The 25,130-nt window shown below is 41.1% G+C and carries 17 protein-coding genes; 3 read left to right on the top strand and 14 right to left on the bottom strand.

Going from position 1 to position 25,130, the window contains the following annotated elements:
- Positions 1-17: 17 nt before the first annotated feature.
- Entirely contained in the window at positions 18-2,090 is a 2,073-nt protein-coding gene (locus ACE1CC_RS03325; RefSeq protein WP_413269052.1) for a prolyl oligopeptidase family serine peptidase, read from the bottom strand.
- 82 nt (positions 2,091-2,172) lie between these two features.
- Here ACE1CC_RS03325 and ACE1CC_RS36700 point away from each other — a divergent pair, with 82 nt between their 5' ends.
- Positions 2,173-2,412 carry a Sir2 family NAD-dependent protein deacetylase gene (locus ACE1CC_RS36700; RefSeq protein ID WP_459563789.1) on the top strand — a complete coding sequence of 80 codons (240 nt, stop codon included), beginning with the start codon at positions 2,173-2,175 and terminating at the stop codon, positions 2,410-2,412.
- A gap of 105 nt (positions 2,413-2,517) precedes the next feature.
- On the opposite strand, the gene ACE1CC_RS03315 is transcribed toward ACE1CC_RS36700, so the two are convergent.
- The 5 genes from ACE1CC_RS03315 to ACE1CC_RS03295 all read right to left on the bottom strand — a co-directional run bounded on the left by ACE1CC_RS03315 (position 2,518) and on the right by ACE1CC_RS03295 (position 13,259).
- A complete protein-coding gene (locus ACE1CC_RS03315) occupies positions 2,518-7,761 on the bottom strand; it encodes a hybrid sensor histidine kinase/response regulator (RefSeq protein ID WP_413269051.1) in 5,244 nt (1,747 codons plus the stop codon).
- Between the two features lie 162 nt (positions 7,762-7,923).
- Complete coding sequence (locus tag ACE1CC_RS03310; protein WP_413269050.1) at positions 7,924-10,719, bottom strand: methyl-accepting chemotaxis protein; 2,796 nt, start codon at positions 10,717-10,719, stop codon at positions 7,924-7,926.
- Positions 10,720-10,975: 256 nt separating this feature from the next.
- Positions 10,976-11,509 (bottom strand): chemotaxis protein CheW, encoded by a 534-nt coding sequence (locus tag ACE1CC_RS03305; RefSeq protein ID WP_413269049.1) that lies wholly within the window; start codon positions 11,507-11,509, stop codon positions 10,976-10,978.
- An 11-nt stretch (positions 11,510-11,520) separates the two neighbouring features.
- On the bottom strand, positions 11,521-11,886 hold the full coding sequence (locus ACE1CC_RS03300; protein WP_413265076.1) for a response regulator transcription factor: 366 nt from the start codon (positions 11,884-11,886) through the stop codon (positions 11,521-11,523).
- 128 nt (positions 11,887-12,014) lie between these two features.
- Complete coding sequence (locus ACE1CC_RS03295) at positions 12,015-13,259, bottom strand: response regulator (protein WP_413269048.1); 1,245 nt, start codon at positions 13,257-13,259, stop codon at positions 12,015-12,017.
- 613 nt (positions 13,260-13,872) lie between these two features.
- Between ACE1CC_RS03295 and hmpF the strand changes: the two genes are divergently transcribed.
- Entirely contained in the window at positions 13,873-15,639 is a 1,767-nt protein-coding gene (gene hmpF, locus ACE1CC_RS03290; RefSeq protein ID WP_413269047.1) for a pilus motility taxis protein HmpF, read from the top strand.
- Positions 15,640-15,696: 57 nt separating this feature from the next.
- Here the strand turns inward: hmpF and tilS are convergent, their stop codons facing one another.
- The 6 genes from tilS to ACE1CC_RS03260 form a co-directional block, all read right to left on the bottom strand.
- Positions 15,697-16,683, bottom strand: coding sequence for a tRNA lysidine(34) synthetase TilS (gene tilS, locus ACE1CC_RS03285; protein ID WP_413269046.1), 987 nt, complete (start codon positions 16,681-16,683; stop codon positions 15,697-15,699).
- Positions 16,684-16,813: 130 nt separating this feature from the next.
- On the bottom strand, positions 16,814-17,143 hold the full coding sequence (locus tag ACE1CC_RS03280) for a KGK domain-containing protein (protein ID WP_413269045.1): 330 nt from the start codon (positions 17,141-17,143) through the stop codon (positions 16,814-16,816).
- An 80-nt stretch (positions 17,144-17,223) separates the two neighbouring features.
- Positions 17,224-17,529 carry a KGK domain-containing protein gene (locus tag ACE1CC_RS03275; RefSeq protein WP_413269044.1) on the bottom strand — a complete coding sequence of 102 codons (306 nt, stop codon included), beginning with the start codon at positions 17,527-17,529 and terminating at the stop codon, positions 17,224-17,226.
- A gap of 87 nt (positions 17,530-17,616) precedes the next feature.
- Positions 17,617-17,985, bottom strand: a complete 369-nt coding sequence (locus ACE1CC_RS03270; protein WP_413265081.1) for a response regulator — start codon at positions 17,983-17,985, stop codon at positions 17,617-17,619.
- A gap of 272 nt (positions 17,986-18,257) precedes the next feature.
- Positions 18,258-19,307 carry a c-type cytochrome biogenesis protein CcsB gene (gene ccsB / locus ACE1CC_RS03265; protein WP_413269043.1) on the bottom strand — a complete coding sequence of 350 codons (1,050 nt, stop codon included), beginning with the start codon at positions 19,305-19,307 and terminating at the stop codon, positions 18,258-18,260.
- Between the two features lie 225 nt (positions 19,308-19,532).
- Complete coding sequence (locus ACE1CC_RS03260; RefSeq protein WP_413269042.1) at positions 19,533-21,317, bottom strand: DUF3352 domain-containing protein; 1,785 nt, start codon at positions 21,315-21,317, stop codon at positions 19,533-19,535.
- 520 nt (positions 21,318-21,837) lie between these two features.
- Between ACE1CC_RS03260 and ACE1CC_RS03255 the strand changes: the two genes are divergently transcribed.
- Entirely contained in the window at positions 21,838-22,947 is a 1,110-nt protein-coding gene (locus ACE1CC_RS03255) for an acyltransferase family protein (protein WP_413269041.1), read from the top strand.
- A gap of 229 nt (positions 22,948-23,176) precedes the next feature.
- Here ACE1CC_RS03255 and ACE1CC_RS03250 read toward each other — a convergent pair whose 3' ends face one another.
- The gene (locus ACE1CC_RS03250; protein ID WP_413269040.1) at positions 23,177-23,707 is read right to left on the bottom strand and encodes a hypothetical protein; all 531 of its coding nucleotides are present in this window, start codon (positions 23,705-23,707) and stop codon (positions 23,177-23,179) included.
- 192 nt (positions 23,708-23,899) lie between these two features.
- The gene (gene cofH, locus ACE1CC_RS03245; protein ID WP_413269039.1) at positions 23,900-25,102 is read right to left on the bottom strand and encodes a 7,8-didemethyl-8-hydroxy-5-deazariboflavin synthase subunit CofH; all 1,203 of its coding nucleotides are present in this window, start codon (positions 25,100-25,102) and stop codon (positions 23,900-23,902) included.
- Positions 25,103-25,130 lie beyond the last annotated feature (28 nt).

Genomic DNA, 25,130 nt, shown 5'->3' with positions numbered 1-25,130 from the left:
ACAGCTTCGACCTTATTTTATGCTACTTCTATTCCCAAAGTTCGCACCAAAAAAGCCCAGCGATCGGCAATTTCTTCTATTATTTTAGCAGTTGGTTTGCCTGCACCATGCCCAGCTTTTGTTTCAATGCGAATTAGCACAGGTCGATCGCCATTATGTGCTTCCTGTAACGCCGCCGCAAACTTAAAACTGTGGGCGGGAACTACACGGTCGTCATGATCTGCGGTAGTAATTAAAGTAGCGGGATAAGCAACACCAGCTTTTAAATTATGCAACGGAGAATAACCATAAAGTACCTGAAATTCTTCTGCGTTTTCCGGCGAACCATACTCAGAACACCACGCCCAACCAATAGTAAACTTATGGAAACGTAGCATATCCATGACACCGACAGCAGGTAAAGCAGCAGCAAATAGATCGGGGCGTTGCGTCATACAAGCCCCCACTAATAAACCGCCGTTGCTACCGCCTCCGATCGCTAATTTAGCCGAAGAAGTATACTTATTTTCTATTAACCATTCAGCAGCAGAAATGAAATCATCAAACACATTTTGTTTCTGTAATTTAGTTCCCGCTAAATGCCATTCTTCCCCATATTCACCGCCACCCCGCAAATTAGCAACCGCATAAACTCCACCCAACTCCAACCAAACTAATAAACCCACAGAAAAACTCGGTGTTAAAGGTACGCTAAAACCACCATAACCATAAAGATAAGTTGGTAAATTTCCCTTTAATTCCAAACCTTTCTTGTGAGTAATAAACATTGGCACTTTCGTACCATCTTTACTGGTGTAAAACTCCTGTTTAGTTTCGTAATCTTCGGGATTAAAATCCACATTTGGTTGGCGAAAAACGGTACTTTCATCTGTCACCATGTTGTAGCGATAGATAATAGTCGGAAAAGTGAAACTCGTAAAACTGTAAAAAGTTTCCGTGTCATAACGTTTCCCACCGAAACCACCCGCAGAACCAATTCCGGGTAATTGGACTTCTCGGACAAAATCACCGTTTAATGCAAAGATTTTAACTTGAATGCGGGCATCTTTTAAATATTCAGTGACAAACTGATTATTTAGTAAAGTCACACCTTCTAAAACTTCCTCAGCTTGGGGAATAATTTCTTGCCAATTCTCCTTAGCTGGGTTGTTAATATTAATCGCAATTACTTTTCCCTTGGGTGCATCTAAATCAGTGCGGAACCAGAAAGTTTCGCCATCATTATCAATAAAACCGTAGCTAGCCTCAAACTCGTTAATTAGTTCAACAACCTTGGCATTTGTATCGGTCAAATCTTTGGAAAAAATTAGATTCTTTGGATCGGTTCCCCGCCAAACATTAATAATTAAATATTTGCCATCTTCAGAGACATCACCACTAAATCCCCATTCTTTTTGGTCAGGACGATGGTAAATTAAAATATCTTCTGATTGCGGAGTTCCTAACCGATGGTAAAAGAGTTTTTGGTAATAGTTAACATCTTCTAATTTGGTTGCTTCCTTCGGTTCATCGTAGCGACTGTAGAAAAACCCTTGATTGTCGTTAGTCCAAGCAGCACCAGAAAATTTAATCCATTTTATATGATCTGGTAAATCTTCCCCTGTTTCCACATTTCGCACTTTCCATTCTTGCCAATCTGAACCGGAAGTTGATAAACCATAAGCCATTAAACTGCCATCTTCAGTAATAGCAATTCCCGAAAGTGCAACTGTTCCATCTTCAGATAGTTTATTTGGATCGAGTAGTTCTTTAGGTTCGCCATCAAGTGAAGTTAAAGTGTAGAGCACGCTTTGATTTTGTAACCCATCATTTTTAAAGTAAAAATAGCGATCGCCCTTTTTAAACGGAATGCTATATTTTTCATAATCCCAAAGTTTAGTCAGGCGTTGCTTCAGGGTTTCCCTAACAGGAATTTCATTAAGAAAGCCAAAAGTAACTTGATTTTGTGCTTCTACCCAAGCTTTTGTTTCATCCGAATCAGGATCTTCTAACCAACGATAAGGATCGGCAACTTTCGTACCGTGATAATCATCAACTACATCGATTTTTGTGCTTTTCGGATAATTAAAAGACCAAGTTGAATCAGTCATAACATGAAATATGTAGGGTGCGTTAACGCCAGTGTAACGCACCTTTTAACTAGTTATCTAAACGCCAACGCGGGTATTGACAATGAGTGAGCTTATTCCGATCGATTTCTCCAGCTATGCAAATATTGTTGTGTTAACCGGGGCGGGGATTTCGGTAGCATCAGGACTGCCTACCTTTCGCAAAGAAGGCAGTTTAGGTGAAGACTCTTCCTTAAAAAAATATACATCGGTTCAGGCAGTCGAAGAAGATCCGGCTGGTTTGTGGCAGTACTTTAGCAACTTTCGGATAACTGCTTCCCAAGCTACCCCGAATGCAGCGTAGCTGAGAAAAGTTTTAAGGGGTAGGTACTCAACCATTATTGGTCAGACCTACCCCAATGCTACCAAAGTCTTGAGTCGAATTTAAAACTCAAAATTCAACACTTAATCAAGCACTAGCGTTGCTAGTAACTAACTTCTCACCTTTCAACATTCTTGAGGCTGCATCTAACAGCGAATCTTCCAGATAAGGCTTAGTAAAATAGCCACTTGCGCCTAATTGAACTGCCATTTGACGATGTTTATCTGCACCGCGAGAAGTTAACATTGCCACTGGCAAATGATTTAATTCTGGGTCTTTTTGCAGGCGGGAAAGTAATTCTAAACCATCCATTCTGGGCATTTCAATATCACAGAAAATGATATCGCAAGGTAGACCAGATTTTAGTTTATCCCAAGCTTCTTGACCATCGCGTGCTTGTTCAACTCGGTAGCCAGTCTTATTAAATGTCATGGACAACAATTCCCGAACAGTAATCGAATCATCGACAATTAATACTGTAGGATCTGACTTGGGTTGATCTGGTATTAAATTTGCATCTGTATCGGAAAGCCAGCCTTTAATGCCTTCATTGCGGATTAGTCCGAGTGACAGGTCAACTAATTCTAGTACATCAGCGATCGGCATAATTCGACCATCCCCTTGGACTGTAGCACCAGCGATGCCCAATGGTTTAGGAATTGGCCCTTCCAATTGCTTAATTACTATTTCCTGTTCGCCCAAAACTTGATCCACTTGCAAAGCAATTAAATTGTTAGGACTCCGCAAAACCACGATCGAAATTACATCTTCTTCTTTAGTCCCACCATACACACCAGCCCGACCTAATTGCCGATTGTAAGCCAACAATTCGCTGAGTGGTTTGAAGGGTAAAGTTGTATCGCGCCAAGGAATACAAGGGTTCCCTTCGGCATTAATTTGAACCCGATCTTTAGGAATATCTAAAGCATCTTCCACCCCGTCCATTGGGAAGGCAACTCTGGCTTTGTCACTCAAACAACAAAGTGCTTTACAAATACTCAAAGTCAGTGGTAAACGAATCGTGAAAGTTGTACCTTTACCTTGATTAGAATCAGTGGTAATAGTCCCCCGAATTTCGCTTAAAGACGTAAGAACCACATCCATTCCCACACCTTTACCAGAGAGTAAATCTGCTTCATCCTTGGTACTAAAACCAGGATGATAAATCAATTGGTAAATTTCTTGGCGGGTCATACTTTCAGCATCGGCGCGAGAAATTAAGCGTTTTTCGATCGCTTTCTGCTTAACTCGATCGACATTAATTCCCCCACCATCATCCGAGAAAGAAATTACCGTTTGGTTCCCTTGGTGGAAGGCTTTAATTGTAATCCTACCCATCGGAGATTTACCAGCTTTTTGGCGAACTTCTGGGGTTTCAATTCCGTGAGCGATCGCATTATTTACCAAATGTTTTAACGGATCGGAAAAATGTTCCAAAATCAATTTATCAATCAGCGTTTCTCGCCCTTCAATCTTGATTTCTGCCTGTTTACCAAATTCCGCCGCCTTATCACGCACATAACGAATTAACGGGAAAACTCGCTCAATTTCCCCAAAAGGCACCATTCTTGCCCTAGTTAAACCTTCTTGTAATTGAGTAGTAACTTGGCGGAACTGACGACAAACTTGTTCAGTTCCATCAGTCACAAATTCAATGTCAGCTGTTGATTCCCTTACCCGAACAATCAACTCAATCATCTCTTGGGAAATGGTGTGGAAAGAAGTAAATCGATCCATTTCCAAAGGATCGTAATCTACCGAATGATCGTTATGATTGGAATTCTCGTTATTAGATGAATCATCAGAATCGCTGTCATTATAACTCCTAAAACTAGAAGTGTAATAGCGATCGCGCCGCCTTGAAGCTAACAGCGAAGCTTCCAGCAAAGATCGTTCATACAAATCCTGCATCCTTGCCCCCACATCGCTGAGTTGCTGCACCTGCGTCAGCAAATTATCCAAAAATTGCCGTAACCTTTCCTGTTCCTGTTCTAAAGTATTCCGGTTTACCACCAATTCCCCAACCAAGTTACTCAGATTATCCATCTGTTTAACTGGCACTTTCATCGTTTGTTCCAGAATTCCTCTAGTCAAACGCTTCGGCGTTGCAGACTGGGTAGGTCTAGGTTTAGGCGCAGGCGAACCCGGTTTTTTATCCATGTCCACTAGCATAAATTCCAAGTCAGAAAAGTCAACATCATCTGACTTTTGACTCTCTACCGCTGCTACCGCCGCCGTCGCCGCTGCTGTAGAAATCGCTGGAGTAACACTTGGCGATTCATCACCCAACATTGCTTCCAAATCAGCAAAATCTAAATCATCACCTGCATCTACATTATTATTTGTCGCAGCAGCAATCGCAGGTTCTTCATCACCCAGCATTGCTTCTAAATCAGCAAAATTGGCAACTTCTTCGGTGCGGGCAGCTGGCGCTTCTTCCTCATTCAACAACGCCGTTAAATCGCTAAATTCATCTGTTCCGCCCACATCAGCAGCAAAATCAAAATCGCCAGCGCCATATCCTGTGTCTAATTCTCCCGGTAGTTCCAAATCAAAATTATCGAAACTATCCAAACTATTACTATCGAGATCCAAAGCGTTAGCTTCTAATCCATCAACATCAGCAAATTCTTCTGTTTGCTCAACACTTAACCCATCAAAATCAAAACTTTCATCTGTGGACAATTCGGCAAAACTTTCCGTTGTTTCCCCACTTAACCCATCAAAATCAAAGCTTTCATCTGTGGACAATTCTGCTAAATCTTGCCACACAGTAGCTTCTGACGTTTTCGGTATTTCCTCAGTTAACTGAGCATCCCAATCAAAACCACCATCATCAGAAATATCTGCCAATAAATTATCTGTTTTCAATTCTAAATTGGCGGTTAATTCTTCATCAAAATTGCCAAAATCAAAAGTTTCTTCGGCTGTTGGTGTTGACTCAAACAACTCTAAAGATGGTTCTGTCGAGTTGTCTGTTAACCATTCGATTTCCGGTTCTTCTGCCAGATAAGCACCTATTTCGTTGTCGAAATCTTGGATATTAGTGGTAAATTCATCGGCAGGCAATACATTTGCTGTGTTGTTTAAATTTGGGTTTTCAGTAAATGAATCGACACCAAATAAATCATCACCAAAATCGATGCTTTCCGCCGCAAAATTGCCGAAATCTTCTGTTTCCAAGACAAACAGATCTTCTAAAGTTCCAGTACTATTTGCTGTAATTGGAACATCCCAAGAAAACCGATCGTCTGATTGTTGGTTACTAGCTGAGGTATCTAAAGCAAAGGGATCAAAAGCATCAAAGGAGAAATCATCTACTGTTACAGGTATTTCTTGGTTATTTCCATTGGCGACTTCGGCGAACCAATTTTCGTTTAATTCCTCTGTTGTGGCGATCGCTTCTGGAGTTTCTTCGCTCCAAAATTCATCATTACTTGCACCAAAATCAAAGGTATCTGCTACAGATTCCTCCTCAGCAACTTCGCCATTCAACAACTCATTTGCTGAGGCAAAAAATCCAAAATCTTCTGTTAAAGCTGCTTCCGTTACTTCTGATTCACTTGTGGGAGAAGTTTCCATAGCAAAATCTAATATCTCTTCATCTGTATCGAACAGATTGGCTAAATCAAATTCTGCTTCAGGCTGAGAATCTGTGGCTGTTGTTGCTTCAGTAGTTTCGGTTTCCCAATTAAAATCTGCCTGGGTATCCCAGTCCAAAATCTCTAAAGAATTGTCGTAATTTACATTTTCTACCTCTTCTATTGTGGCCAAATCTGCTTCATCCCAACTATTTGCTGTTTCTCCTCCATCAAATTGGTCAATTTCTGCTGTTAAATTAGCTTCATTAATTTCTGTAATTTCATCCCAAGTTGCCGATTCTTCTGGTAAATCAGCAAATAGTTCTGTGAGATTATCTTCAGCTTCTCCTGATGTTTTTTCACCGAAACTATCCTTGGTCTCATCTAAACCCAAATCTGTTAAATTTGCGCTGCTAACTGAAGATGTTTCTGCTTCAAAGTCATCATTGAAAAAATCTAAAATGTCTTCATCTGTTGCTTGTTGTTCGGCAGAAATATCATCAAACAGATCGGCAAATTCGCTATCTGTTTCTAAGCCTATTGCTGTTTCTAAACCTACTGGTTCAACTTTAGTCTCGCTAAAACTTTCTTCTTGATGCCAGCTGTCGTCGAGGTCTACTGCTTCTTGAAATAGGTCTGCTAAGGTATTGAGTTCTTCGGCTCCTACCTCTGGGCCATGTCTGTCGGCAAATCTTGGATTTTTTTTGCTTTCTGGCGCATCCATCCGGGGGGTATGGTCTGCGATCGATCTAGTCGCTTTTGCTGTTCTCCCCAAATTAGATGTAGTTGTTAATGGCTCAGATTCAGTAAATTCTAATGGTTGAGCGAACAAGTCAGCATCTACTTCTTGTTCTGAGGAAATTTCTGCTAAATCAACATCTGCTTCACTGCTAGCTACTGACTCTTCGATGAATAAATCGTTAAAGTCTAATTCTTCTTCTTGATCAGGTATCACAGGTAAAAGTGCTAGCAATTGTTCGCCTACGCAAATTTGGGTGGCTTTTCCTGTCAAAACTAACTCTTGAGCCGCTTTAATTTCTTTAATGACAATGGGAGCTAGAGTTTGGCAGGTGTTTTCTTGATTAGCGATCGCACTTTTTGTCGTTTCAATTAAACTACACCAATTAGACAATTCAAAGTGATTGCCCATCTGCGCCAAAGTATCACAGCAACCTTCTAGTTGTGGGCGACTGTTGGGCCAAGCTGGTGGTTTAAACAATTGCAACATTTGCCGCAATTGCTCCATCACTTCCTGTTTAAATGTAGAAATTAACAACTCTTGCTGTGAATTCCTTTGCTTGGCTGCTGTGCTTACTTTAGCAGCCGAAGAACTTACTAATTTTTCTAAGTGTTGTCTGAGTTCATTAGAAACTAACTCTACAGATGCCATCACATTATTTGAGACATCTTCTGTTAAACCAAAAGGCCCTTGTAGCTGTTCTAATAGCTCTTTGAGAGCATCAAATACTCGCCAGAACAGAGACTCTAATTTTTGGTCTACTTGCACTGGCGACTCTTCAAGTAATTTAAAACAATCTTCTAAAAGGTGGGAGGTTTTCTGAATACTTTGCAAGCTCAACATTCCTGCTCCCCCTTTAACAGAGTGAGCAGCACGATAGACCTCCTTCAACAATTCTCGGTCATTAATTGTATTTTGGAGAGTCAGCAAACCCTGCTCAATAGTATTCAGGTGGTCTTTAGCTTCTTCAATAAAGTATCCCAGGATGCGCTGTTGTTGTTCTGGCAGCATAGCTCTGTTCCTCAATGAGTTGTGAGTTTTGAGTGTAGGGGTAATTCATGAATTACCCCTACACCGTTTTTATTTTTGGCAAAACTCAACTATCAAAAGTAATAATTGTCAGTTTTTCCTAGCGTTAATTTATTCAATATAGCCAGGTTAGAGAGAGTTTGTTTAGCGATCGCTTGCTTCTACACGGAAACGCTCCACAGAAGTTAACAAATTGCGTGCCACACCTACCAGATTTTGTAGTTGTCCTGACACCCGTTGTGCTTCTTGGGAGGTTTCTTGGGCGGTAAGTTCCACAGATTGAACTACCTGTGCTACATTGTGAGCCGCTTGAGTTTGCTGAACTGTATCAGCAGTAATCGATCGCACCAAAACATCAATTTGGTTAGACACTTGAATAATGTCATCCAAACTCCGCTTCGCTTGCTCGGCAACTTTTGTTCCTTCAATTACCTGCTGAGTACCTTCTTCCATTGCCATCATCACCGAGCCAGTTTCGCTTTGAATTTGCAAAACGATTTGCTCAATTTCCTTGAGTGCTTTTGCCGATCGATCTGCCAACTGTCGTACTTCATCAGCCACAATCGCAAAACCCCGACCCGCCTCGCCTGCTCTTGCTGCTTCAATGCTAGCGTTTAATGCTAACAAATTGGTACGCGATGCGATCGCCGCAATCAAAGCTACAATCTTAGCAATCTCCTGGGAAGACTCCGCCAACCGTTTCACCTTGCGGGTAGTTTCTGCCACAGTTTCCCGAATCCCCAAAATACTGCCCACAGTCCGTTCTACCGCATCGCCGCCTTTACGAGCCATTGCCGAAGCACTTCGTCCGACTTTTTCCGCCTCAGCCGCACTATCGGCTACTCTAGCAATCATCTCCGTCATTCCCTGCACCTGATTCAAGGTGACAGCCAACTCTTCCGCTTGGCGCAAAGCATCAGCCGAGAGTTGACGGGCAAATTTCTCGTTTTCCGAAGCACCTTTATTAACTTGTTTAGCCGCTTCAATTACCTTAACTACGATTTCCCGCAGGTTTTGAATTGTCAAGTTAAACGAGTCAGCCACCGCACCCAGCACGTCAGCAGTTACCTCAGCTTGAACAGTCAAATCACCTCTAGCGGCTCCTTCCACATCATCGAGCAAGCGAATAACTTGCCGTTGTAAATCTTCTTTTGCCTGTTCTTGTTCTTCCGCTTTCCGTTGTGCTTCGCTGGTTTGAGTCAGCATAATCCGAGTCATTTGGTTAAATGCTGAAGCTAATCTGCCCAGTTCATCTTCCGAGTAAACTGTAGCTTGGGCTGACAAATTGCCTTGAGAAACCGAATCAAATTGGTCTTGTAAATTTACGGTTTGGCGACGAATTTGCCGAGCCATTAACCCCCCAACGAGTATGGTAGTACCAAAACTGACTACTCCGGCGACTCCCGCCATTGCCAAACCTGTAAACTGCATTTGGGTGAGGCTTTCTTTACTTGGGGGACGGAAAGCCAGTTGTGAGCCTAAACTAACCGCAGCGACGGAAATTGCGGATACAATGCCTACTGTGATGGCGGAATAAGTGCGTTTGCGGGCTAGAGGAGCATTTTCAAAGAAAGCTAAAAAACCCTGATCGACAGTAACAGTTGGTTCTGTGCTGCCGCTGGCTGATGGGGGAACAAATATTGGGGGTTCTGTGGTGGGGAAATTATCATCATAAGTAAAGCCCGATGGATCGCCTGCATCAGTTAAGTTCGATCGCATTCCCCCGGTAGAAATTCCCCCTGTTATCCCAAAAGAACCCGTTTGCGGATGAGGTTCTAGGGCTGCTGAATCTTCCAAGTTGTCAAAATTAGGCAGATTCCCTAAATCATCATCAAATTCATCGAATTCTTGGAGAATATCATTGTTAACTCGCTGCCGGGAGCCGGAAACAGGCATAGCAAAAGTTGCATCATCGTCGTTTTCTTCCCCAAAAGCCACATTAAAGGCATCAAATTCGTCACTATTGGGACCTAGTTCATTGCCCAGGAGAATTGTTTCATCATCACCAACCACACCTCTAGAATAAGGCGGACGAGAATTTCCCTGGCTACCTGTTACTGGATGCCCAGAGGGAAAAGTCGGTTGTGAGTTTGACCAGCCAGGAGATTCTGAAGAGGGATATGCTATGTCTCGATCGTTGTACTCATTGTTGTACTCATTGTTGTATTCATTGCTGTATTCTTGGTCAAAAGCATCAGCTTGGGAGTCAAATGCCACTTCATCGCTATAGGCGGCTGAATCAGCACTAAATACGTAATTATTGGTTTCTGATTCTTCTTCTTGGTAGTAATTATCTTGTTGATTTGGATCTGGGGCGAACCACCCAGAGGATACATCTGCTGATTCTTGATCGAAGTATGTTTGTTCTGGGGAACCTACTGCAAAGGGATCGACAAACAGTTCTCCAGCATCAGCACCATTGCCGTTATCGTAGCCATTGACACTAGGATTAGTGCCAAAGGGGTTGTCATGCTCGAATTGTCCACCTCTGCCACTTTGATAGTTAGATGGCATGGAGGGAATATCATCAATATCGTCTAAACCCAGGTCATCTAAGCCAAAATCATTAGCTAGAGTAGCCCGATCGTGTTGATTCCATTCTTCATCTTCTGGCGGAAGATAATCCGCTCCATAATCCATTTCCCCAGCACCATTGGAACTTGAGGAATTTTCACATTCACTCAGGTAAGCCAAACCACTGTTGGCGTAATCAATATATTCTGGATTATCTGTCAGGGTCAACACATATTCATACTCTTCCCTGGCTGTATCAAACTCTCTCAGGTTGCAATAAATATGACCTCGGAGTAATCGAATACTGGGTTCCTCTGGGAACTCCGAAACGAGTTGATCGACAATTTCTGCCGCTTCCTCGTCTTTACCCTGCATATATGCTGTTTGAGCTTGTTGGTATTTCTGTGTGTGTGTGCTAAATGGCATTTGCCTCCTCCCGCTAAATGAGTACTGAGTGCTGAGTTAGAGTTAGTAGGAAATTATTTAGAGCGGGTTTTATACTCATAAATCATTTGCTGTTACCCAATAATTATTTACCAAATTTGTCTTTCCTGATTTTGAACTCAAGAATTGAATTGAGCTTTAAAGGCAGAAAGAAGAGTTATTAACTGAACTCTAAATTTCTCGACCAGAGTAGAATATCTGTTTTTTAGATCGGCACTCAACACTGCTCGAAAGAATTTTATGCTGCCCAGCGTGCCGATCGCAGAATCGCCACTTGGTCTAATAATTGCAGAGTTTTATTGTTTTGGGTGTCTAATACCCATTCACCCCGGAGAAAGGGTGCCATACTATCTGGTGCATTATTTGGCATTTGAAAACCTGTTTCTACATCCAACCAATCCATGCCCACAATCTGATCGACTGCCAAGCCTAGCATAGTATCTTGGTCTTCTATGGCAATCACTGGAATTTCTGGGCGGTCAGTATTTAATGATGTAGATTCTCCCAGGAATTGACCTAAATCAGCTACCCAAATCACTCTACCTCGAAAGTTGAGTGTTCCCAAAAGTAAGGGAGAGGCATTGGGTATGGGTGTAATTGTATCTGGTGTCCGAGAAATTACTTCTTTGATGCCGATTGCGGGTAAAGCTAATTCTGTGGTCGGTGTAATATAAAACCGCAGATGTAACTCACCTTCTGGGCTTTCTAATTCTTGAAATTCTGAACTTTGGTCTTGACCTTTTCCGGTTAAAAAGTCCGGGCTACCAACCATAATGGTTTTCCCTATCCTCTTAATAGTTGTTTAACTGTACCGATCAGTTCTTTTGGCTGAAACGGTTTGGCAATGTAGGCATCTGCACCCTGTTTCATGCCCCAATAGCGATCGAATTCTTCGCCTTTAGAAGAACACATCACTACAGGGACTTTTTGCGTTTTCGGATCGGCTTTGAGGCGACGGCAAACCTCGTAGCCGTTCATTTTAGGCATGACAATATCTAAGACTACTAGATCGGGACAACGACCTTGGATGAACTGGAGTGCTTCTTCTCCATCAGTGGCAACTGTAACGTTAAGTCCACTGCCACGTAAGAGCTCGGAGATCATCTCTCTTTGGGTAACGCTATCCTCTACCACTAGAACTGTACTCATAATTTTTTTACCTGACCTACTGATTTGCGTGCATTACATTACAGTAAAAATCTATCAAGCAATCAAGGTTGCCGCTTTCCACCTATCAATTTAGTCAAGTATTAGGCACCTTGGTTTAGTATTCCCCACTATGACCAACTTACATTCAAGTCGGAATTGTTGGTTAGTCCTATTTCCTCTTCTAACGCATCGATCAATAATTGGGTGGCTTTGGTTACATCGTTGTTGCTCTTACCAATATATTTCTCTACTAGCATCAGTAATTCCCCCTCGCCAAAGGGTTTGGTGAGGTAGTCAGTTGCACCTACCATCCTGGCTTTAACGCGATCGATAAAGCCATCTTTACCTGTTAACATGACGATCGGAGTTTGGCGAAAGGCTGTAGACCGTCGCAACATGGCACAAATTTCAAATCCATCTAATTCAGGCATAATAATGTCACAAAGAATTAGGTCTGGTTTCATCTGGAATACCAAGCTCAGTGCTTTCAGGGGATCGCTGATGGCAGATACAGCGTAACCATGTTGTTTGAGTGTTTGTTCCACAGCTTTACAGGTGGCAATCCCATCATCAATGAACACTACGCTGTGTGTCCCAGTTTTCGCCTCGGCTGTGAATTCTCCCGGCGCTGGATTGGTGCTGGGATTACTAGGATAAACTAGTTGCACCCAACCTTTTTTGATGTATGGGTAAATGGCTTTGGCAACTGGGTGGATTTGTCGATTTAGGTAACGTGCCAATTGCCGCAGGGAGTTTTGACCATCTGCCCAACTTTCCAGAATTCTAAAGGTGCGTGCTGGTAATTTTTGCTGTAAAAGTGACGATTCTACCAGCACTGGGCATTGTTCTGGGGATTGAATATGGGGATGAAATTGTTTCCACTCTTGTACCTGTTTCATAATTTGGGTGACAAGCGGGCCAATTTCCAGGGTGGTGAGTTGCGGGGCAAGGGCGGGGCCAATTTCAAAAACAAAGGAGCCTTGGTGTAAACTGAGCAGATCGAACAGGGTTTCCTGTACCATGCTTTGAATGATGTTCCTGCCTTGGGCTGGCGTGAGGACGTGAGTTTCTAGTAATGTCCACAGGTAGCCGTATTCGGGTGCATTGGTGGTGGCGATCGCAGGTACATACAGCTGATCTACGGCAGAATCCAACCGATAACGACGCAAATAATCCCGCAAGCGAGACAAACTGCTGTCGCTGTCTGCCGCGTAGGCAATTTGCCCATTGAGGAAAAATACAATCCAAAACTGTTCTGCTACTCGGAATTTTGAGTCACGAAACGCCTGTACTTCTAAGTACCCCGTTCGTTGACCTAATTCGATAAGTTGCAGAATACTACGAATATCAATTTCACTTAACGTTCCCTGCATGGAACTATAACGCTCTCCTAATAAAGTGTTTCTTACTAATTTCGTGCTGCTACTGAGTTTCCCAGCCCAAAAAATTATAAAAGTTACCCTTTAATTGTGGATGAGTATCTCCTAGAATTTGTTAAGTCTGGCTAATTTTTGGTTTACTTACCACACTTGAATGTCTGGCTAGTGCAGTATAGATATATTTAGTCTAGGTTAGAATTTAACGAAAGCTGTAAACTTTATTCGCCTGCTACTGTTGCCCTCTGGGTAAAGAGTGTGGAGTTGAAGTGACAAGTTTACAAAAATTAAACTTATGGTCCTCAACTCACAGTTCTTAACTTTACTTAGTGGTCATAAGTGCAGATAATCATGGCAGTTCGTAGGCAAAATTCACGGCTCTAGCGGTAAGGTGTTTTCATCTGCCGTTTCGCGCTAAATTTAACCAGTAGTCAAGGTTGATTCCGTTCGATGGGTTGGGTCGATTGAAGAGGGCGGGGAATATGCGGACAAGTCAATTCAATTTGTTTTATGAGCGTTGTCTGCCTAAACTAGGGTTAGTAGAAATAAATAATATCCGGTAAAGGTTTAGCCAAAGCTCGAACCTAGACACATCAAGAGGAATATAGGCGTGCTGTATCTAGCGGAAGTATTACAAAAAAAATCTGGCCCGTTCGGGGGCAATAAAACGGATCTGAAACTGCTGGCTTGTCAGCGAAGCGACAGTTGGAGTGCCATAACAGGTGATGAAGTAATTGCTCTTTCTCCTGAAGAGGGAAGTAAGTACGGTGACGGGGCACTGGTTTTAGTAGAACTCGGTGGCAATCGTCAGGTGCAGCGCATTAATCCGGGGCGAGATTTAGTGGGGATTCTGCAAAATTTCTCGCGGTTACAAGAAAAGTACAAAACTAAGGAAGAAGAGATTGAACAGTGGAAGGAGTCGCTGACTTACCAAGCTCATGAGTTGAACCGTCGAGAGATGGAAATTCAAGCTCGTCAAGAAGAGTTGGCGCAAATGGAGCAGGAGGTAGAGCGCTTTGAACAGCAAAGACAAGAAATTAATAGTTCCCGTGAGGAAACGGAGCGATTAAAGGAAGAAATTGAGCGAAATCGCTTGGAGTTGGAAGGCGCTTGGGCACATTTGAAGGGTGAACAAGAACGCATCAAAGAGTTGGAAGCTCAATATAAACCGCAAGCGGTACTCGACGAGCAGCAAGCAAGGCAAATTCAAGAGATTTTAGAAAGATTATCCCAGACGATCGCTTCTCCAGAACCAATTCGGGAAGAGCTAGGTTGGGCTTTTGAGGCACTCAATCAAGAACAAGCTATCTTAGATCAACATTGGCAACAGTTGGAGCAACAAAGAGCAGCGGCGACTGCTCTCCAAGAACGAGTCGATCGCCAAGCTAGCAATCTCCAAAGTCGTTGGCAAGAATTCTACCAAGCTCAGAGCTCTGTGGAGCAAGCAAGGGAGGCTTTAAAGATCCAACAAAATTCTTTATCTTTGAAGCAAGAATATGCTCAAAGATTGGGCGCTCGCTTGCGAAATCAAGATGATTTGTATCAACAAGTACAACGTTTGGCGGCGATGTCTTCTGAGGTGAAGATTAGCCAAGAAATGGATTTGGAAGCTTTAGAAAGGATGGCGATAGGAGAACTACAAGGAGTTGTCCAAAATCTGAAGTTGGAGTTGGATAAGGCGAAGCGTTTTGTGAGCGATCAAGAAGAAGAGTTGGAGTTAGAACGTCAGGCGATCGCAGAATTACAACAAAAGCTACAACAGGGTAATGACCAAGAACGTCAGCGCTTACAAACAGAATTAATAGATGAACAAGACCGTTACCAAATGTTAGAAGAAACTTTGGTTGGTCAACGTCGAACTCTTCGAGAAAGAGAGGAAATTTTCTCTCAACATCTGAAGGTGTTACGCCGTCGTCAAGGAATAGCTGATACTGGAGTAATCGATGGACAAAAAATTGATTTAGGGCCTGTTTTATCTCAGATCGAATCTGTTCGTCAACAACTGGCAGATGAGTTACAAAGCTTGGAACGGGAAATTGAGCAAATGCGCTCTAGTATTGGGCAAGCTCAAACAATGGTGGATGCTCAAGTACAGCAACAGGAAAATCAACGCCAAGAGTTACAAAGCAGCGAACAAAATACCCAAAGTCAAAAGGCTTTTTTAGCAGAATCTTGGGGCAAAGTACGACTCTATGAGGAACTTTTGCAACAGATTCAAGATAAAGTTAACGAAATGCGGCAAAAGTTAGAAGCGATCGCTGGTCTGCTTAATCATGTCCAAGAAGTTGGCGATTATCAATTTCATGGCATCGCTGAAATGCGAAAAATTATCTATAATTTGATACCTAGTGAGTTACAACAATTGGCAGTCTCCTAAGATTTTGGATGAGAGGATTTTAGATGTTAGATTGAGGTTTTAACCAGAATCTAAAGTCTAGACTCTTTTCAAATAAATCCAGTCGTTTTCTACTTGGGCGATCGCACCTCCGGGAAATGGATCGCTACAAGAACGATTAGGTGCCCTAATTAAAGCTGTTATTTTTTCTATTTGCTCAAAACTAGGAGCAAATCCTAAATTTTGCTGTAAGAATTGTCGCATCACTCGCCTTTGAATCGCTAAAGATGTAGAGCGTAAAATTGAACGATTTATCTGCGGAATAGGAGAGTTAGAAGTAGCTTTTTGCAGGATTTCTTGAGCAGTATTTTCTAAAAATTCTACTTCTGCTTGCAGGATTTCCGCTGTTTGAGATAGGGCTTTTTCCACTTGGGGATTAAAGTTTTGTTTTAAGTAAGGGATTAATTCTAATCTGATGCGATTTCGCTTATATTTTAACTCTTCGTTAGTAGAATCTGACCAAATTGGTAGTTGAAAATCTGCACAAAATTGGGCTGTTTCTGGGCGAGTAATTTCTAACAGTGGGCGAATTAATTGGATTTTTTGGGTTAAAGATCTTTGCCAAGTTAAACTTTGTAATCCATCTGCACCACTACCACGAGTTAAGTTGTAGAGTAGGGTTTCGGCGCGATCGCTCGCTGTATGCCCAGTAACAATATAATTGTAATTATGCGTTTGGGCAATATTTATTAATGCTTGATAACGCCATTCTCTCGCTGCTGCTTCACTCTTTAATTCTTGGTTTGTGATTTGTAAATAAAAGGGTAATTGCCAATTTTGGGCAAGTTTTTCTACATGATTGGCGTTAGCTTCTGAGTCTTTCCGCCACCGATGATCGCAATGACAAATTGCTAGTTTCCATTGCCATTTTGATTGTAAGTCTATTAGTAATTTGGTTAAACAAAGGGAGTCTTGTCCCCCGGATACTGCGATTAATATGCTTTGGTTTTTGGGTAATAGTCGGCGTTGTCGCAAGGTGCGATGTATTTGTGCGTGAATGGGTGTCCAAGGTTGGGAGGAAAGCATTTAAGAGGTTTGAACCGCAAAGAACGCAAAGGACGCTAAGAAAGAGAAAGAGTTAATTTTATTGATTTGGGAAATAGCTTTTTTTGAACCGCAGAGGCGCAGAGGACACAGAGGAAGAGGAAGAGAAGAGTTAGTTTTCGGTTTCTTTCATTTGTTTACGAAGATCATCTAGTGGAGAAGGTGGTTGTTTAGGTTCATCTGGGCAAAATTCTAGGGTTATTTTCATCCTTACTTTCCCTTTTTGCCAATCTCCCCCTGGTTGTAATACTTCACATTTCACTCCTTTGTTTAGCCACTGTTCTATCCTTTGATCTCCCGGATTTCCTATGAGATGTCTTATTACTTGTTCTTCAAATAGCTCTACTTTTAGCATTTGTTGAGGTATAACACCTATTCTAATTACATTAAAATTCTCAACTGAGACTACATCGTTTTTGTTAAGTTCCTCAAAATTATCCATTTATAACACTCCTATTTTATTTGAGATTGAACCACGAAGACACGAAGGGCACGAAGGAAGATGAAGAGAGAAGAGAAGAGTTAGTTTTCGGTTTCTTTCAATTGTTTACGAAGATCATCGAGTGGAGAGGGTGGTTGGGTTTGTTCGTCTGGGCAAAATTCTAGGGTAATTCTAATTTTTCCTTTTTGCCAATTTTTGCCAGGTTTCAAAATTTTACAATCTATTCCGTTCTCAAAGAAACCTTTGTAGCCTTCAGTACTCAAGTATTCCTTGAGAGATTTCAGTAAATCTTCGGCTGTAAAAGTGCGACGACCACCCAGAATTTTTTCAGTAATTCCAGATACAATGTCATTTTCTAGGTCTAGGGGTTCAAATTTATTTTCCATAACAGTAGTTTAGGTATAATTTAATTAATGAACTACCACATAGGCTGTTTATTATAATTGATTTACCTGTCATTTAGTAATTTTTTATTAATTCCTAACTAAAAGCTTTTTAATTGCTCTAATCAAATCCACAGGTTCAAATGGTTTAGTAATATAAGCATCTGCACCTTGCTTAATTCCCCAGTAATGATCGAATTGTTGATCTTTACTTGTACACATAATTACTGGTATATATTTATCCTTAAATTGTGTCTTGATCCAACGACAAAGTTCATAACCATTCATTCTAGGCATAACAATATCAGTTATTACTAAATCTGGACATTGAACCTGCATTTTTTCCATTGCTTCAATGCCGTCACCTGCTTCAATAACGTTTATACCTTTACTTCTAAGTAGTTCTGAAACCATAACCCTGACTGTAGGGCTATCATCGACCAGTAGAATTGTAATCATAAGGAGCTTACACTTAGCTGAACGTTAATCAGCTTTTTAGGATTTAATTTACGCCTTAGTCAGTAAGAGGGATCAGCTTTTGCAGCTAGGAAGACAACTGCGCTCAATTCTCGGTGACAGCTAATTAGCAAATTAAATACACAACTTTCTAGAATAACTCACAAATATTTAAATTATTCTATATTTCTGCGTAATTTTGCATAAATTTGCAAAAGGTTAGCGACCAGCTGACAATTAACAATAATTGAGTGCCGATCGCTTAAACTTGAAGATTAGAAGAACCAGCCGTAGCTGTGTAAACCTTTACCTAGCAAGTTAACTCCTAAGTAACAAACCCAGACGACAACAAAGCCTGTAGCTGCTAAAATTGCGGGTTTTCTCCCTTGCCATCCACGAGTAATTCGGGCGTGTAGGTAAGCTGCAAATACTAACCAAGTAATTAATGCCCAGGTTTCTTTCGGGTCCCAACTCCAATAAGAACCCCATGCTTCATTGGCCCAAACAGCCCCAGCTATGATCCCTATTGTTAACAGCGGAAATCCTAAGCCAATTACTCGATAACTAATATTATCCAATATTTCGGCTAAGTTCAAACGTTGGGGCGAAAGTGGTTCGACTGTTGTTTCTTTTGCTGCCGTTTTGACTACCTCTAAAACCGCTGTTTTACTGTTGCTGTTATATTGAATTTCGCTACTGATGGCAGCAGTTTGTTCGACTTTACCACCTGCGGTTTGTGTTACTAAATCTCCGTAACGACGCAGTTGATAATGGTTGTTCCGAAAGCCCCCTGTACCTACAGAACTGCCTCGCAATTCGATGTTTTTTCCTCTGGTGAGAACTAAAAATGCGATCGCTAATAACGACCCAACCATCAAACAAGAATAACTCAACATCATGACGCTGACGTGCATCATTAACCAGTTTGATTTGAGTGCGGGTACCAAAGGTTCTGCGGTTTGCATTTGCGCGGGTAAAGACAATGCAGCAAACGCAGTTATCGCCATCGCTACAGGTGCGGTGACAACTCCCACCAACCGACTACGACTCATATTTTCCGCGATTAAATGAATTGTGGTAATTCCCCAAGTCAGGAAAAATAGAGATTCGTAGAGGTTGCTTAAGGGAAAATATCCCGCTTCTATCCAGCGTGCCCCCAGTAAGCAGGCGATGCTCATGTTGGCTACAGTCATCCCCGCTGTTCCCAATGCTGGTAAAACCGGAATATTGGGAAATGCTGCCCCACCCCAATAAACCAGCATGGTAATGAATAAAATCGCAAAACTGGTGTTATCCAACCAATTCTGGAGTAAAACCAGATTCATAAAAGTGTTCTCCCCCATCTTGTCTTATCTGTCGCTGTATTAATTCTGGCAGCTTATTACCACAAAGATATAAGGGACTGGGAAGAAGAGGTGGGTTCGGTTAGGGGAGGTAGGGAGGTAGGGAGAGTTCTTGGCTTCGTTTTTTGAGTTTTGAGTTAATAAACTTCCCCATCCCCCCATCTCCCCATCTCCCCATCTCCCCATCCCCCCATCTCCCCATCTCCCCTACTTCGGCGGCGCATTAGGCGCTGGCAAAGTTCCTCCTTCGTTGACTTTTTTCAACTTCACGAAAATGTCGAAGCGGCTACTGCGTTCGTCGCTGACTGCTGCGGTAACGCCTATTGCTTGCATGGGAGAAAGCTGATTTCTCAGGTTATTTTGAGTAGTTATATCGGGTGAAAGTCGCAATAGAAAACTCAGCAAGTTAGCTGTAGTATCTACCCCCATTCGTTCAATATCTAGGAAAAAGTGACCGTTATTCGGTTTAAGTTCTGAAGGAACTGTGCTGCGGAATAATTCGTTTTGAGTTAGATTGTTTTTGGGTCGAGGCAGAATTTCTTCTGTGATTGGTGCGCCTAAAGTTAGAAAGGCAATATTGCCATCTAACCAACCTTGAGAAATTTTTACTCCTAATTCTGGAGAGACTAAATTAACTACTGGTTGATTAGCTAATTGACTTTTTTCAGCTTTAAATTTGTATTTATCACTCATTATTTCATTGAGTTGTGCCAGGTTTTTTTCGGCAGTTTGGCGATCGCTAGTTTTCACCATAAACACCACACCTGGGCCAATATTTGGCGATTGAGAATTTTCTTGATTTGCTGGCTTTGCCGGAATTAATGATAAAGAAAATTCTCCTCCCATCCAAGAAACCAAATCTTGCTCTAAATCTAGCCCAGTGAAACTTTTTACCGCACTTCTTAACTCCTTTGGTTTAAAAGGTGTCATCGGATTTGATTCGGCACCTTGGACATATTCTTGCCAAAACAGTTTGAAGTTTCCGCCCGAAACCATCATTAAAGTATTAGCTGGTAATAGTTGAGGCATCGTTCCAGCATTATTGGTTATTTGGTATTTCCTTTGACTATTTGGTTTTAACCAGGAAATATTTTTAAACCTAATCCCTTGAGATTCTAAAATAATATTTGATGCCAAACCTTGCTGTTGTTGAATTTGTGCTAATCCTTGGGGAGAAATTTCCTGCCCCGGGATGTTTGCGGCTACTGCGGCGGCGGGAATATTCACATATAATTTAGCAAAAGATTGGTTGTCAGCGATTTTTTGCAAAGCTTCGCTGTAACCTGGAGTGTTGGCTAAAGATGCTCCTCCTTTGTGGGTATCAATTACTCGATCGATCCCTCTACTATCTGTACTAATTACTAAAAATTGCCCATCAATAACGGCTGTTGAGTAACTTTCATCCTCATTTACTTTGGTTTCTTTAATCGTCACACCTTGATATTCCCGTTGAGTCCACTGATTTTTATTAACCGGACTTTGGGGTTGTTCTAATATTTGTTTTGCCTGAAGTGGGTGATCAATTGGTAATACCATCACCACTGATTGTTTTTCTGGTTCTGGCGCTTCTGTTTCCGAATTTTCTGATTCTGTGGCAGGGGTAATTTGTTTAGTAAGTTTCCCCTGGGAGGTTTTTTTCGGCGGTGACAAAAAAGCTATAGTTACTTGTTGACCTAGCCAAGGTTGGATATGTTGCTGATAATTGTAACCATTGGCAGTGAGAAAGCGCGAGCGCAACTTCGCTAAACTTTGCTCAAAACCAGCTTGACTTTGTGAGGTACCAAACTCGCGCAACTGTTGCCATTGTCGCTCATTTGTCGAAACAGATAACGCCATTAAAGCATCTTGGGGAATTATTGCAGCACCTACAGGTAAGTTTTCCTGCATTGATTTTTCCTGCATTATTACCCAGTAAGCAGCAACACCGCCATTAATAATTGCGGCGATCGCAGCTACAGTTAGGATTAGAGAAGATTTATTTTTTTTCCTCATTATCAAGAAATTCCCACTGCCGACAAAGCTTGGGATTTTTACTTCAATAGAATCGGCTTATCCTGATAATGTTACCATTCCCAAGCCAAAGTCATCCCAAAATTGGTGCAACAAGGCTCCAAGACTCCCCGGCTCCAAGGTAGAAGGAATGAAAATCTAAAACCTAAAATCTATCAGCCAATGACTCAACAACAATCTTCGGTAATTAACTTGAAACAATTATACCAAGCTGGCTTTTACGCTTGCACTCAAACCCAAGCAAAATTCCTTCGTCAATGTATTTAGATTCCCAAAAATTTGGTTAAGAGATTGTATATTTGGTGTAGCTGTTCGAGAAATTTCCCTATATTTATAACTTTAAAAAAATCTTATATTTAGAATCATTTCTTTAATGGATCTTCGTAACTTTTTATACATACTGTAAGCAAACCTGGTAATATATACACATAAATAAGTATTGTTCATTCTAGAGTGCAACTACCAAACAGGAACACAAATGTGAGATTTTGAGGTAAAAGTGATGAATGGTAGACTACAGTATATTGATATAGCCAAAGGTTTAGGAATTTTATTGGTGGTATTTGGTCACAACGAGATTGTATTAAACGAAAAAGGAGAATTATTCAACATAATATATTCCTTTCATCTGCCATTGTTCTTCTTTATAGCAGGATTGTTCTTTAAGGTTAATGGCAAAATAACAGAATTAATGCTGGTCAAATTTGACTCACTTATCAAACCATATTTAGTGACATTGATGATAGTGGGAGCCATTTATGTACCGTCGCATAATTATTCACCAATAAGATATCTCGCTGGACTCGTTTATGAAACTGAGAATACAATTCTTGCTGAATGGGCTCCTTTGTGGTTTCTCCCACATCTTTGGGCTATTTTCATATTTTCCTGGTTGCTTATAAAGGTAACTAATCTGTGTGAAATTAACAAATTATTGCAGATTTGTGTGATGTCATTTGTCCTATTAATAGGAATACTCAGTATTAATTGTTTCTGGGAAATTCCGATTGATAATACAACTATTCTGGACAAAATTTTTAGCGAACATTTACTGCGTGGTCTTCCTCTTAGTTTGGATATCCTGCTAATTAGCTTATTTTTCTTTTTGTTAGGATTTATGCTAAAAAAACAGGTTTTTGATTTCCAGGTTAAAAACCAATATTTGGCATTGAGCTTGTTCGGATTTTGGTTTTGCCATTATTACTTTAACTATACAATGGATCTGAGTGAAAGAAGATACGACAATCTGCTAATATCTACCTTAGAGGCAATTTGTGGAATATATATTGTCTTATGTTTTTCTAAGTTAATTTCCCAATATAAAGCCATAAGAGAGACACTTTCATACATTGGTGCTGGAAGTATGTTTATTTTAATATTCCATGAATTCTTTCAATTGAAAGCATCGGGTTTATTATCCAAGATATTTCATGATTACACCTACTTCAATAACGTTAGTGCCTTCATTATTGCTTGTGCAATTCCTTTACTTATTTGGGAGTTAGTCAAAAAGAATGACTACTTAGCCCTGCTTTGGTTGCCGTTAAAAAGTAACAAAATTCTCAAAAAATTTATAGCAGAGAAGCAAAAGAAATCGGAAGTTTCTTTCTGAGGCACCCTACGATTTTGCTAGGAAAAAATAGAGGAATTACGCAGAATATTTAAATGTAGTGTCAATTCATGAATTGACAGTACATTTAGAATTTTTCCGACTGACTGCGTAAGTCCTGAAATAGATGAAAAAAAACGATCGCGCAGTAGCCTAAGAGACAGTTTGCGCGATCGTACTTACTCGGATTTTGCCAAAAGTTAATCGATTTTCGTAGCGTATTCGCAGAAACCTAATCTCTGTCTTCTGGACAATAATATTGAGGTGCTACTTTCAAAGTAATTTCTATATCCTGCTTCCGCGCATTATCACGAGTTGAGTTACCGGAAGGATTTCGGCTTAACTCTCCTATATCCTCAGTTCGGATTTCCTCAACAGTTTTACCTGCTTCCAATCGCTTACATACTGATTCAGGATCGGAAGAACTGGACGAAAGCATATTTCTCACCCTTTCATCTGGATAAGTTTCCGCCAACTTCTCATATTGCGCTGCATATTCAGAAGAACCAAGTCTTTTTCTGCGAACAGGAACACGCTGCGCCGTTCGAGTTACAGATCTTGTTACTGTTCTGGGAGTACTGGAAGTACCACCACACAACCTTGCCAAGTCGAGAGTATTTCCCTTACTAGTAATCATGTGACATGGTAAATCCCACCTTGAAGTTTCCGTGATGGGAAAACCATATTCTGTTTGAATTTGGGCTAGTGCTGGTAAAGGTTGTAGCGCTAGAGTTAATAAGGCAAACTTTAACAACTTGGACATACAAAAAACCGAACTAGAGTGTCACACTCTTAGAATTCCCGGTTGCATCTCTGCGCTAACAACTTCATCAAATCTTCTTAAAACTGCTTAACGTAATGGACCTTTACCAAATGGTGCGTTACGCTGCGCTAACGCACCCTACAAAATTTGTTTTTTGTTAGTGGTTGATAAACTGTATCTTGTTGCTGATAATTACGCCCCAAAGTCACCGTAGGGTGTGTTAGCGTAGCGTAACGCACCATTTGGAATAGAAAATGTGCTTTTTGTTAATGGCTGATAAACTGTATCTCGTTGCTGATCATTACGTCCTAAAGAACTTATTGCAGCTTGTAAAGTTTCTACTTCCATGCAAGTACCACCTTGAGCACCTGCCATTGTGGTAATATGTTCTTCCATCAACGTCCCACCAATATCATTACAACCCCAAGTTAAGGCAGTTGTTGCACCTGCTAAACCAAGTTTTACCCAACTCGGTTGATGGTTAATAATCCAATTTCCTAGAAAAATTCTCGCTACCGCAGTTAGTAAAAGTGCATCTGACAAAACTGGTTGATCTCTTCCAACTCGGCGGCGTAGTGGCTTCGGTGCTTCTTGTCCCACAAAAGGCAAAAGAATAAATTCAGTAAAACCAATCAATCCTTTTTCTTTAGCAGTTTGTTGCAATTTTCGTAATAAACTAAAATGCTTGATTTGCTGTTCGGGTTTTTCAATATGTCCCGAAAGCATGGTACTAGTTGTAGGCAATCCTAATTTATGTGCAGTACCAATAATTTCTAACCAAGTCGCAGTATCAATTTTTTCAGGACAAATTACCTTTCGGATTTCATCATCTAAAACTTCCGCAGCGGTTCCGGGTATTGAACCAACTCCCGCATCTCGCAAAGCGGCGATTACTTCAGTATATGTTAATCCATCTTCTCTAGCAATAAATTGTACTTCTTGCGGGGAAAAGGCGTGTAAATGTAAGTCGGGAAATGCGTTTTTAATGCCTTTAATTATGTTAAGATAGTAATCTAAAGAAGTGCCATTAAGTTTAGCTTTGGGGTTAAGTCCTCCCTGCATACAAATTTCGGTAGCACCTCTTTGGATTGCATCAGTAGTTTTTTCTAAAATTTGATGTAAATCTAACCAATAAGCGCCTGTTTCTCCTTCGTCGCGGCGAAAGGCGCAAAAACTACAATGCTGTTCGCAGATATTGGTAAAGTTAATGTTGCGATTAATGACGTAAGTTACTGTGTCTCCGACTTGGCGTTTTCGCAGTTCGTCAGCAGTTTCACGAATAGCAGCAATAATATCTGCGTCTGTTTGCTGCAAAAGTAAAATTCCTTCTGCTTCTGATATATCGTAACCTGCGAGGGCGCGATCGAGAATTGCATCAACTGTTTTAGTAATCATGGCATATCTTCTGGAGATCGGAACTTCT

The sequence above is a fragment of the Floridaenema aerugineum BLCC-F46 genome, assembly GCF_041929345.1.
GTDB lineage: Bacteria > Cyanobacteriota > Cyanobacteriia > Cyanobacteriales > Aerosakkonemataceae > Floridanema > Floridanema aerugineum.
The sequence above is the reverse complement of the archived record's forward strand: the minus strand, read 5'-3'. Positions and strand labels throughout refer to the sequence as shown.

Excerpts from the sequence above, each read along its gene's own strand:
- ACE1CC_RS03325 (WP_413269052.1), bottom strand. The coding sequence starts at position 2,090 with ATGACTGATTCAACTTGGTCTTTTAATTATCCGAAAAGCACAAAAATC.
- ACE1CC_RS36700 (WP_459563789.1), top strand. The coding sequence starts at position 2,173 with ATGAGTGAGCTTATTCCGATCGATTTCTCCAGCTATGCAAATATTGTT.
- ACE1CC_RS03315 (WP_413269051.1), bottom strand. The coding sequence starts at position 7,761 with ATGCTGCCAGAACAACAACAGCGCATCCTGGGATACTTTATTGAAGAA.
- ACE1CC_RS03310 (WP_413269050.1), bottom strand. The coding sequence starts at position 10,719 with ATGCCATTTAGCACACACACACAGAAATACCAACAAGCTCAAACAGCA.
- ACE1CC_RS03305 (WP_413269049.1), bottom strand. The coding sequence starts at position 11,509 with ATGGTTGGTAGCCCGGACTTTTTAACCGGAAAAGGTCAAGACCAAAGT.
- ACE1CC_RS03300 (WP_413265076.1), bottom strand. The coding sequence starts at position 11,886 with ATGAGTACAGTTCTAGTGGTAGAGGATAGCGTTACCCAAAGAGAGATG.
- ACE1CC_RS03295 (WP_413269048.1), bottom strand. The coding sequence starts at position 13,259 with ATGCAGGGAACGTTAAGTGAAATTGATATTCGTAGTATTCTGCAACTT.
- tilS (WP_413269046.1), bottom strand. The coding sequence starts at position 16,683 with ATGCTTTCCTCCCAACCTTGGACACCCATTCACGCACAAATACATCGC.
- ACE1CC_RS03280 (WP_413269045.1), bottom strand. The coding sequence starts at position 17,143 with ATGGATAATTTTGAGGAACTTAACAAAAACGATGTAGTCTCAGTTGAG.
- ACE1CC_RS03275 (WP_413269044.1), bottom strand. The coding sequence starts at position 17,529 with ATGGAAAATAAATTTGAACCCCTAGACCTAGAAAATGACATTGTATCT.
- ACE1CC_RS03270 (WP_413265081.1), bottom strand. The coding sequence starts at position 17,985 with ATGATTACAATTCTACTGGTCGATGATAGCCCTACAGTCAGGGTTATG.
- ccsB (WP_413269043.1), bottom strand. The coding sequence starts at position 19,307 with ATGAATCTGGTTTTACTCCAGAATTGGTTGGATAACACCAGTTTTGCG.
- ACE1CC_RS03260 (WP_413269042.1), bottom strand. The coding sequence starts at position 21,317 with ATGAGGAAAAAAAATAAATCTTCTCTAATCCTAACTGTAGCTGCGATC.
- ACE1CC_RS03255 (WP_413269041.1), top strand. The coding sequence starts at position 21,838 with ATGAATGGTAGACTACAGTATATTGATATAGCCAAAGGTTTAGGAATT.
- ACE1CC_RS03250 (WP_413269040.1), bottom strand. The coding sequence starts at position 23,707 with ATGTCCAAGTTGTTAAAGTTTGCCTTATTAACTCTAGCGCTACAACCT.
- cofH (WP_413269039.1), bottom strand. The coding sequence starts at position 25,102 with ATGATTACTAAAACAGTTGATGCAATTCTCGATCGCGCCCTCGCAGGT.